At 42.8% G+C, this 9,475-nt stretch carries 12 protein-coding genes and 1 tRNA gene; 11 read left to right on the forward strand and 2 right to left on the reverse strand.

The annotated features are described in order from the left end of the window. Positions 1–4: 4 nt before the first annotated feature. Positions 5–997 (reverse strand): type IV pilus twitching motility protein PilT, encoded by a 993-nt coding sequence (locus ACWU4D_RS18170; RefSeq protein ID WP_456052861.1) that lies wholly within the window; start codon positions 995–997, stop codon positions 5–7. A gap of 26 nt (positions 998–1,023) precedes the next feature. On the opposite strand from ACWU4D_RS18170, the gene ACWU4D_RS18175 reads away from it, so the two are divergent. The 7 genes from ACWU4D_RS18175 to hemW all read left to right on the forward strand — a co-directional run bounded on the left by ACWU4D_RS18175 (position 1,024) and on the right by hemW (position 5,792). Beyond that, positions 1,024–1,734 carry a YggS family pyridoxal phosphate-dependent enzyme gene (locus ACWU4D_RS18175; protein WP_456052862.1) on the forward strand — a complete coding sequence of 237 codons (711 nt, stop codon included), beginning with the start codon at positions 1,024–1,026 and terminating at the stop codon, positions 1,732–1,734. Between the two features lie 89 nt (positions 1,735–1,823). After that, positions 1,824–2,642: a pyrroline-5-carboxylate reductase gene (gene proC / locus ACWU4D_RS18180; protein ID WP_456052863.1), complete on the forward strand. Its 819-nt coding sequence runs from the start codon at positions 1,824–1,826 to the stop codon at positions 2,640–2,642. 57 nt (positions 2,643–2,699) lie between these two features. Next, a complete protein-coding gene (locus ACWU4D_RS18185; protein ID WP_456052864.1) occupies positions 2,700–3,257 on the forward strand; it encodes a YggT family protein in 558 nt (185 codons plus the stop codon). Continuing rightward, on the forward strand, positions 3,257–3,544 hold the full coding sequence (gene yggU, locus ACWU4D_RS18190) for a DUF167 family protein YggU (protein WP_456052865.1): 288 nt from the start codon (positions 3,257–3,259) through the stop codon (positions 3,542–3,544). Before ACWU4D_RS18185 ends, yggU begins: the two co-directional genes overlap by 1 nt. Positions 3,545–3,568: 24 nt before the next feature. Continuing rightward, positions 3,569–4,012, forward strand: coding sequence for a DUF4426 domain-containing protein (locus ACWU4D_RS18195; protein WP_456052866.1), 444 nt, complete (start codon positions 3,569–3,571; stop codon positions 4,010–4,012). Between the two features lie 26 nt (positions 4,013–4,038). Next, a complete protein-coding gene (locus tag ACWU4D_RS18200; protein ID WP_456052877.1) occupies positions 4,039–4,635 on the forward strand; it encodes an XTP/dITP diphosphatase in 597 nt (198 codons plus the stop codon). Continuing rightward, the gene (gene hemW / locus ACWU4D_RS18205; protein WP_456052867.1) at positions 4,635–5,792 is read left to right on the forward strand and encodes a radical SAM family heme chaperone HemW; all 1,158 of its coding nucleotides are present in this window, start codon (positions 4,635–4,637) and stop codon (positions 5,790–5,792) included. The genes ACWU4D_RS18200 and hemW overlap by 1 nt, the downstream gene beginning before the upstream one ends. A gap of 40 nt (positions 5,793–5,832) precedes the next feature. Here the strand turns inward: hemW and trmB are convergent, their stop codons facing one another. Next, on the reverse strand, positions 5,833–6,552 hold the full coding sequence (trmB, locus tag ACWU4D_RS18210) for a tRNA (guanosine(46)-N7)-methyltransferase TrmB (protein WP_456052868.1): 720 nt from the start codon (positions 6,550–6,552) through the stop codon (positions 5,833–5,835). A gap of 214 nt (positions 6,553–6,766) precedes the next feature. Here trmB and mutY point away from each other — a divergent pair, with 214 nt between their 5' ends. From mutY to ACWU4D_RS18230, 4 genes are all read left to right on the forward strand, one after another. Then, positions 6,767–7,828, forward strand: coding sequence for an A/G-specific adenine glycosylase (mutY, locus tag ACWU4D_RS18215; protein WP_456052869.1), 1,062 nt, complete (start codon positions 6,767–6,769; stop codon positions 7,826–7,828). A gap of 12 nt (positions 7,829–7,840) precedes the next feature. Continuing rightward, on the forward strand, positions 7,841–8,116 hold the full coding sequence (locus tag ACWU4D_RS18220) for an oxidative damage protection protein (protein WP_456052870.1): 276 nt from the start codon (positions 7,841–7,843) through the stop codon (positions 8,114–8,116). Between the two features lie 48 nt (positions 8,117–8,164). Then, complete coding sequence (gene mltC, locus ACWU4D_RS18225; protein ID WP_456052871.1) at positions 8,165–9,301, forward strand: membrane-bound lytic murein transglycosylase MltC; 1,137 nt, start codon at positions 8,165–8,167, stop codon at positions 9,299–9,301. 102 nt (positions 9,302–9,403) lie between these two features. Next, positions 9,404–9,475, forward strand: a tRNA-Phe gene (locus tag ACWU4D_RS18230).

Here is a 9,475-nt window from a genome sequence, read left to right on the forward strand (position 1 = left end):
CTCACTATGCTAACTCCACACTCGCGCTAAGCTTTTGTAAACTCTGTTGATAACTGATCATTCCATGCCCACTGCCCATTTCAATCAAAGAGTTTAATTGGGCAAGCTTATTCTCTCGAATCACATTTCGCACCGCAGGCGTTGCAATAAGTAATTCATAACAGCCTACTCGACCGCCTTTTTTCTTTGCCAATAATCTTTGGGCAATAACTGCTTGAAGAGAGCCTGCGAGTTGAGTTCGCACTCTTTGTTGTTCTTCACTCGGAAAAACATCCACCACTCTAGATATCGTTTGAGCCGCACTTTGAGTATGCAAGGTGGCAAAAACCAAATGGCCCGTTTCCGCTGCCGTTAGTGCTAAACGAATTGTCTCGCAATCTCGAAGCTCACCAACCAAGATAACATCAGGGTCTTCGCGCAAAGCCGCTTTTAACGCATCGGTGAATGATTCAACATGAGAGTGGACTTCTCGCTGAGAAATTAACGATTGTTGCGACTGATAAATAAACTCAATCGGGTCTTCAATGGTCAAAATGTGTTTTGCGTATTGTTGGTTAATCTGACCAATTAGAGCACTTAGAGTCGTTGATTTACCTGAACCAGTTGGGCCAGTCACGAGTACTAAGCCTTGTTCAAGAGAGGGCAATGTTAAAACCCCGCTCGGCACACCCAATTGAGAAAGCTCAGGAACGGTCGTTCCAATTCTTCTCATTACAATCGATAAACCGGTATTTTGATAAAAACAGTTCACACGAAAACGTCCCCAATGTGAGTGCTCATAACTAAAATCAACCTGAAGAAATGCCCCCAATTTAGCGTCTGGGTAAATATCGTGAAGTATTTGATCAATTTGCTGGTTTGAAAGGCATTCGACTTGCGTAAGTACGACCAATTGCCCATCGACTCGAATTCTTGGCCTTAGTCGCGCAGAAATATGTAGATCTGACGCATTATGCTTTACACTGAGGGACAAAATATCATCCAGTTCAACAGACATATTATTTCCTAACCCAATTAGTCACTATGAATAGAATTGAAACCAACATCCAAAATATCACGTCACAAATAGACTCGATGACCGAAAACTGCGGTCGCGCTCGTAAATCTGTCATGTTATTAGCCGTCAGCAAGACCAAGCCAGTCAACGCCATTCAAGATGCGATTCAAGCAGGACAAATGGAATTTGGTGAAAACTACGTTCAGGAAGGTGTTGATAAGGTTTCATTTTTTTCTAAGAATAATCCTGAGCTAAATTTAGTTTGGCACTTTATTGGACCTATTCAATCGAATAAAACGCGTCCGGTCGCTGAAAATTTTGATTGGGTACATACAGTAAGTCGAGATAAAATTGCCCAACGATTAAACGACCAACGCCCAGAAGGTAAAGCGCCGATCCAGGTACTTATTCAGGTGAATACCAGTGGTGAAGACTCGAAATCAGGAATTAATAACGAAGAAGTTTTTGCTCTGGCAGAGTTGATTTCCTCACTGCCCAACCTCACGTTAAGAGGGTTGATGTCAATTCCAGAAAGTGTGGCTGATTATGATTCTCAATATCGAGCGTTTCAGCAGCTCGCAGACTTACAATCAAAGCTAAAACAGCACTATTCAACCATCGATACTCTCTCAATGGGGATGAGCGGTGACATGAAGGCTGCAATAGATGCAGGCAGCACAATTGTTCGTATTGGGACCGCCATATTTGGCGCGCGAGACTACAAGACACAACCTTAACTTCTCAATCGTAGTCGAGATTTAGAAACTTAGCGCAGAGATAGCTTTCGTCTAACAATATTTAGCCAAGTAATATGGAGCCAATTAACATGGAACAACGCAAAATTGCTTTTATCGGTTCAGGTAATATGGCTGAAGCGATCATTTCCGGTTTACTCAGTAGTGGTTATCCCGCTGAGAATGTCATCGCCGCAGACCCAACACCAGAACGCCTAGAATACCTAGCACAACAATTTTCCGTACAAACAAGTCATGATAATCATACCGCGGCAGCAGATGCCGACGTAATTGTGCTTTCGGTTAAGCCCCAACTTATGGCAACGGTATGTGAACCATTACAAAACATCGATTGGACAAATAAACTTGTGATCTCAATTGCGGCTGGCGTTTCTTGCCAACGCATTGAGGAGTTACTCGGTAGCAAGCTAAGCCTAGTTCGCGTCATGCCAAATACACCAGCTCTCGTTAATAAGGGCATGAGTGGTTTATACGCAAACACATTGGCGTCCACTTCAGATAGGGCCTTCGCTGAACAATTTCTCCAATCGGTGGGTGAAGTGTGCTGGGTAGAACAAGAGTCTGGAATCAATACTGTTACAGCAGGATCTGGCAGTGGCCCCGCGTATTTTTTCCTCTTTATGGAAGCGATGCAAGCAGAGGCAATTGCTCAAGGATTTGATAAAGAAGCAGCTCGAGTTATGGTACAGCAAACCGCACTTGGCGCAGCAGAAATGGTCATTTCCAATCAAGATCTCGACATTGCCACACTTCGAGAACGAGTAACATCTAAAGGAGGGACGACCGCGGAAGCTATTCGTACCTTTAAAGAACACGATTTAGAAGCTATCGTAAGTAAAGCAATGCAAGCCGCGGTCTCTCGAGCTGAAGAGATGGAAACCTTATTTTAACTCGTTTTATTCGATATCAACGGGTTCAATGAATCAAAGAACAATAAAGGGCAAGATATGAATTCAATCACTTTTTTAGTCTCTACCGTATTTGATCTCTACATCATGGTAGTGCTACTGAGAATATGGCTCCAAGCAACACGTGCTGATTTCTATAATCCGTTTTCACAGTTCATAGTGAAAGCCACTCAGCCCGTACTTAAGCCACTGCGTCGTGTTATTCCATCGATCGGCAGCATAGATTTAGCGACACTGCTGTTTGCTTATGTTCTATGTGTACTTAAGTTCACTGTGTTAATGTTGGTCGCCTCTTCTGGAGCCATGACTTTCACGCCCTATTTCTTGTTACTTGGGTTGCTTTCACTAATAAAAGCGGCCGGTGGATTAGTTTTTTGGGTCCTACTGATCAGAGCTATCTTAAGTTGGGTGAGTCAAGGTCGTAGCCCTATCGAATACTTATTCCATCAAATAACAGAACCACTGCTCGCGCCTGTGCGTCGCATCTTACCTGACACTGGTGGGTTTGATTTAAGCGTTTTAGTGGTATTTATATTGCTTCAATTCGCAAACTTCTTAATGGGTGATCTCGTCGGTCAACTTTGGTATCAGCTATAATGACTCCCGTATGGTTCGACGGTGACGATCTTTTGCTAAAGCTGTACATTCAGCCCAAAGCAAGCCGAGATCAAATCGTTGGACCACACGGTGATGAAATCAAGGTGGCGATCACTGCGCCACCTGTCGATGGGAAAGCCAATGCCTATTTGGCGAAATTTCTATCTAAACAGTTTAAGGTCGCCAAAAGCCAAATTAATATCGAAAAAGGCGAACTCGGACGACATAAACAAGTTCGAATCCATACTCCATCAACACTTCCCGATATAATAAAAATCCTTATCTAAAGGCCTTCTAGCTGGAGAATATCGATGTTATATAGAACCATCCTAGCCACTTTAATCGCGTCAGGGTTATTACTCAGCCAAAGCGTAAATGCGGAGCAAATGCAGCAAATTAAAAGTATTGATGTGCACTACTCTGCCTTTAATTCGACGTTTCTAACACCAGAAGTCGCTCGCACCTATAACCTAGAGCGCAACAGTTACCAAGCACTGTTAAACTTAACCGTACTCGATAATTCTCAACTGGGTACGCCTGCGATTGAAGCGAAAATTTCAGGAACTGCAACAAATCTGGTCGGTCAAATCCAGCAACTTGAATTTCAATTTATTAAAGAAGCGGACGCAATGTATTACATCGCCCCATTGAAAATCGAAGACCAAACCACATTGCGCTTCAATATTTCCGTTGATGCCGGCTTAAAAGGGCGTGGCGTCTTAAAATTCCACCAAAAATTCTATAGCGAAGAATAATAAATCTCATGAGTATCACTTATCCAATAAAAAAAATCGTTCTTGCCACTGGTAATCAAGGTAAGGTTCGCGAGATGGCCGATCTATTAAACGATTTCGGCTTTGATGTCGTCGCACAGAGTGAATTTAACGTATCTGATGTGGAAGAAACAGGAACCACATTTGTCGAGAACGCGATTATTAAAGCTCGTCATGCAGCAAAAGAAACTGGCCTCCCGGCAATTGCCGATGACTCGGGGCTTGAAGTCGATTACCTTAACGGTGCACCCGGTATTTATTCCGCGCGTTATTCAGGGGAAAACGCTACCGATCAAACCAATATCGATAAGTTGTTAGCCGAAATGAAATCGGCACCAGAAACTCAAAGAACGGCTCGATTTCACTGTGTTTTAGTCCTTATGCGCCACGAAAACGACCCAACACCATTAATCTGTCACGGTCAATGGGAAGGTAAAATCCTCGAAACTCAAAGTGGCAGCAACGGTTTTGGCTATGACCCTATTTTCTTTGTTCCCGAAGAAAACTGCGCATCTGCCGAATTAGAACCGACACGTAAAAAGCAGCTATCACATCGAGGAAAGGCTCTTGATAAACTCTTTGCCGCATTGGGTGACAAGCAGTAATGATCACGCCACCAGCGCTGAGCTTATATATTCACATTCCTTGGTGCGTACAAAAGTGCCCGTACTGCGACTTTAACTCCCACACATTAAAGGGTGGGATTCCAGAGCATGCTTACATTGAAGCGTTAATTGACGATCTTGATCAAGATATACAACGCTATGCGCTCACATCATCACAGCGCAAGCTCCATACCATTTTTATTGGGGGTGGAACGCCGAGCTTAATTTCACCTCAAGGCATTGCTTCAATTCTAGCTCAAGTCGAACAACGAATTCCGTTTGAAAATGATATTGAAATCACCATGGAGGCCAATCCGGGGACCATTGAAGCAGAGCGTTTTTCCGGATATAGAGAGGCAGGGGTAACTCGAATTTCAATCGGGGTCCAGAGTTTCAAGAATGATAAACTAAACGCTTTAGGACGAATTCACGGAGCCTCAGAAGCCATTAATGCTGCAAAGCTAGCGCATCAAATTGGCTTAAAGAGCTTTAACCTCGACCTTATGCATGGTTTGCCTGATCAAAGCCCTGACGAGGCTCTGAGTGATTTACAGCAAGCTATTGAGTTAGATCCTCCTCATTTATCTTGGTATCAATTAACCATCGAGCCCAATACCCTATTTCACTTTAAACCGCCGACATTACCTGATGATGATGCACTGTGGGATATTTTCGAACGCGGCCACGAAGTCTTAACTAACGCGGGCTACATTCAATATGAAACCTCGGGATACAGCAAGCCGGGTTATCAGTGTCGTCATAATCTTAACTATTGGCGCTTTGGGGATTATCTAGGTATTGGTTGCGGTGCTCATGGAAAACTAAGCTTTACCGATGGACGAATCATTCGTACAACAAAAGTGAAACACCCTAAAGGCTATCTAAACTTATTAAAACCCTATCTAGATAACGAACACGAAGTAGAATTCATTGATAGGCCATTCGAGTTTTTCATGAACCGATTTCGCTTACTTGAGGCATGTCCAAAAAGTGAGTTTGTGGCCGCCACGGGTTTAGAGATCCGTGATGTGCAATCCACCATTGATTGGTCAAAACAAAAAGACTATCTAATTGAAACTGAACAAACGTGGCAGGTAACGAACAAAGGAAAGTTATTTTTAAATGAGCTACTTGAAGCGTTTTTGCACGATGAATAATATAAAAGGGAGCTTCGAGCTCCCTTTTACTATTTAATACTTAGCTTAAACGCTTATATTTAATGTCCCACACGCCATGACCAAGACGATGACCTCGGGCTTCAAACTTAGTTAATGGACGCTCTTCAGGACGCGGAATGTAATTCCCATCTTGAGCAATATTTTCATACCCCGGAGCCTGTTCCATTACTTCAATCATATGTTCCGCATAATTTTCCCAATCCGTTGCCATATGAAAGATACCTTCGCCTATCGCCAATTTTTGACGAACCATTTCAGCAAATTCAAGCTGAACAATACGACGCTTATGGTGGCGTTTTTTATGCCATGGGTCTGGGAAATATAGCTGCAGTGTCGCAAGGCTATCGTTAGGAATCATGTATGCGAAGACTTCAACCGCATCGTGACACATCACTCGTAAGTTAGTCACACCGGCATCGCGAGCCGAAGAAAGACACGCTCCAACACCTGGAGAGTGAACTTCGATACCAAAAAAATTCTTTTCTGGTGCATTTTTAGCCATTTCGACAAGCGAAGCTCCCATTCCGAAGCCGATTTCCAACACAACCGGGTTATCGTTCCCAAACACTTCTTGCCAATTGAGCAATGTCTCTTGAAAATCAACGCCCATAGTAGGCCAACAATCATTAATCGCGGATTCTTGTCCCTTAGTTAATCGACCTTCACGACGAACAAAACTACGAATCTTGCGAATCAGTTTTCCATCTTCAGTGTATTCGTTAGTTGTTACTTCACTCATTGACCTACCTGCTTAAATTTTACACTCATAAAATTGGCTTGTGATTATCCAAAGAATAACTGTGGGTGCAAGTATTATTGAAAAGTTTCTACCATTTAAAGCGAATTATCACCGTCATCGCATATGAGATAACCACAAAAAATATGGGTTTTACTTAAACAAGGATATGTGGTGCAATTTTGTTTCGTTACCTAAAACCATAAAAGAGCCACTTTTGACGCCATATGCTAAAGCGATACTAACTTGGTACGACTCATACGGTCGTAAGAACCTCCCATGGCAACAAAATAAGACCGCCTACCGAGTTTGGTTATCTGAAATCATGCTGCAACAAACTCAAGTTGCAACGGTCATTCCGTATTTTGAAAAATTTGTCGAGCGCTTTCCTACCATTACTACCTTGGCCAATGCATCTCAAGATGAAGTGCTCCACTTATGGACTGGCCTTGGTTATTACGCCCGAGCGCGAAACTTACACAAAGCAGCAAAAATCGTCGTCGATGAGTATCAAGGAGAGTTTCCCACTCAATTTGAACAGGTTCATGCTTTACCAGGGATCGGACGCTCGACCGCAGCGGCCATTCTCTCCTCTGTATATGGTCAACCTCATGCAATCTTAGATGGTAACGTGAAACGTACACTTGCAAGAAGTTTTGCTGTTGAAGGATGGCCAGGGCAGAAAAACGTTGAGAACCGTTTATGGGAGTTTGCCGAGCAGCACACTCCCAAGCAACAGGTCACAAACTATAATCAAGCTATGATGGATATGGGGGCAATGGTGTGTACTCGCAGTAAGCCCAAATGCACACTATGCCCAATAGATCAGTTTTGTGTTGCACATGCTCAAGGAAATATATTGGATTATCCCGGAAAAAAACCTAAAAAAGCGAAACCGGTAAAAGAAACCGAATTTTTTATTATTGTGGCTGAAAACCAAGTATGGCTTGAGTTGCGCCCTTCCAGCGGTATTTGGGGAGGACTTCACTGTTTCCCACAAACATCAATGGGCGACATCCAACAACAACTCGCGATCAAAGATAGCAACATCAAATATACAAAAACTCTGATCACGTTTCGCCATACATTTAGCCACTATCATCTCGATATCACGCCCAAACTGGTGAAACTGAATCAACAACCATCGCTCATTATGGAACCAAACCGAGGAGTCTGGTATAACTTAGAGCAACCAGAGGAAGTCGGTTTAGCCGCACCTGTAAAGCAATTGATTGAATCACTGCATTATGAGTTAGCTTCCATCGAATCAAATAGTTAAGAGGATACACCTATGAGCCGCACCGTATTTTGTGCTCGTTTAAACCAAGAAGCTGAAGGTCTTGATTTTCAATTTTATCCTGGAGAATTAGGAAAGCGCATTTTTGACTCAATTTCAAAACAAGCTTGGGCGGAATGGCAACACAAACAAACCATGCTAATTAACGAGAAAAAACTCAATATGATGGATCCAGAGCATCGTAAATTACTCGAAGAGCAAATGGTAAATTTCTTATTCGAAGGAAAAGAAGTTCACATCGAAGGCTATACTCCACCCAGTGAATCCTAATTGTTTGGCGCTACCTCTGCGTAGCGCGTTAAAACAGAATTAAAGTACATGCATCGACTCTATATCTTCTTACTTACAGCCTCATTACTCAGCGCTTGCAGCCGGGAGTTTGTTGAAAACACCTACGGTGTAGATTACGAGCCCACCAATCGCTTTGCACGGAATCTCGCTCCCTTACCCGGACAGTTTGAGAAAGACACCGATGCGCTTGATAGCTTAATCAGTAGTTTTACTGGCGATATTCAAAAACGTTGGGGCGTAAATGAAGTCAAGGTGGCAGGGAGAAGCAACTACGTAAAATATATTGATGACTATCAAAGTCGTGCCGAAGTTAACTTTGATAAAGGCACAATTACCATTGAAACCATTGCGTCATCAGAGCCATTGGTTCATCTAAAGCGTGCGATTAAAACAACATTGCTAACTCCCGATGACCCACTTAGTGTTGACCTTTTTTCATCAAAAGATATTGAATTAAAAGGGCAACCTTTTCTCTATCAACAAGTTGTTGATCATGAAAATCAACCGATGCAATGGTCATGGCGAGCCACTCGCTTTGCCGATTATTTACTGTCAAATAAGCTTCAGGTCAAACAAGTCGATTTTAAAAAATCCTATTACGTTGTCATCCCCATGGTTGAAAACCAACTTGAAATTCGAGGGGTTCAGTATGCGGATAGCATTAATCGAGCTGCGAAAAAGTATGGCATTGACGCTGATCTGATATACGCCATCATTAAAACCGAAAGTAGCTTTAACCCTTATGCAGTAAGCTGGGCCAATGCCTACGGCCTGATGCAAGTCGTACCTAAAACCGCTGGACGAGATGTGTTTGAGAAAATCAAAAAGCGAAAAGGACAACCCTCGCCAGCATACTTATACAATCCTGAGAACAATATTGATGCTGGTACTGCATATTTCTATATCTTAAAAAATTATTATCTAAAAGACATACGAGATCCGCTATCTCTAGAATACAGTATGATTTCGGCTTATAACGGCGGAGCCGGTGGCGTTTTTAACACTTTTGATCGAAACCGAATACGCGCGATTGCTGATATTAACTCATTAAAACCCAGTCAAGTTTATTGGGCGCTGACCAATAAACACTCGAGTTCTGAGTCGCGCCGCTATTTACAAAAAGTGCTCAAATACAAGAAACAGTTCAACTCTGGACAGCTATGATTGTCAAATCGATGAAAATGACAGCAATCAACTGGTTTTTTGCCTTTTTTTACCAAAATAAGTTGACGAATAAGCACAAAACCCGTTTAATAGCGCTCCGTTGCCCGGATAGCTCAGTCGGTAGAGCAGAGGATTGAAAATCCTCGTGTCGGTGGTTCGATTCCGCCTCCGGGC

The sequence above is a fragment of the Vibrio phycocola genome (assembly GCF_053850235.1).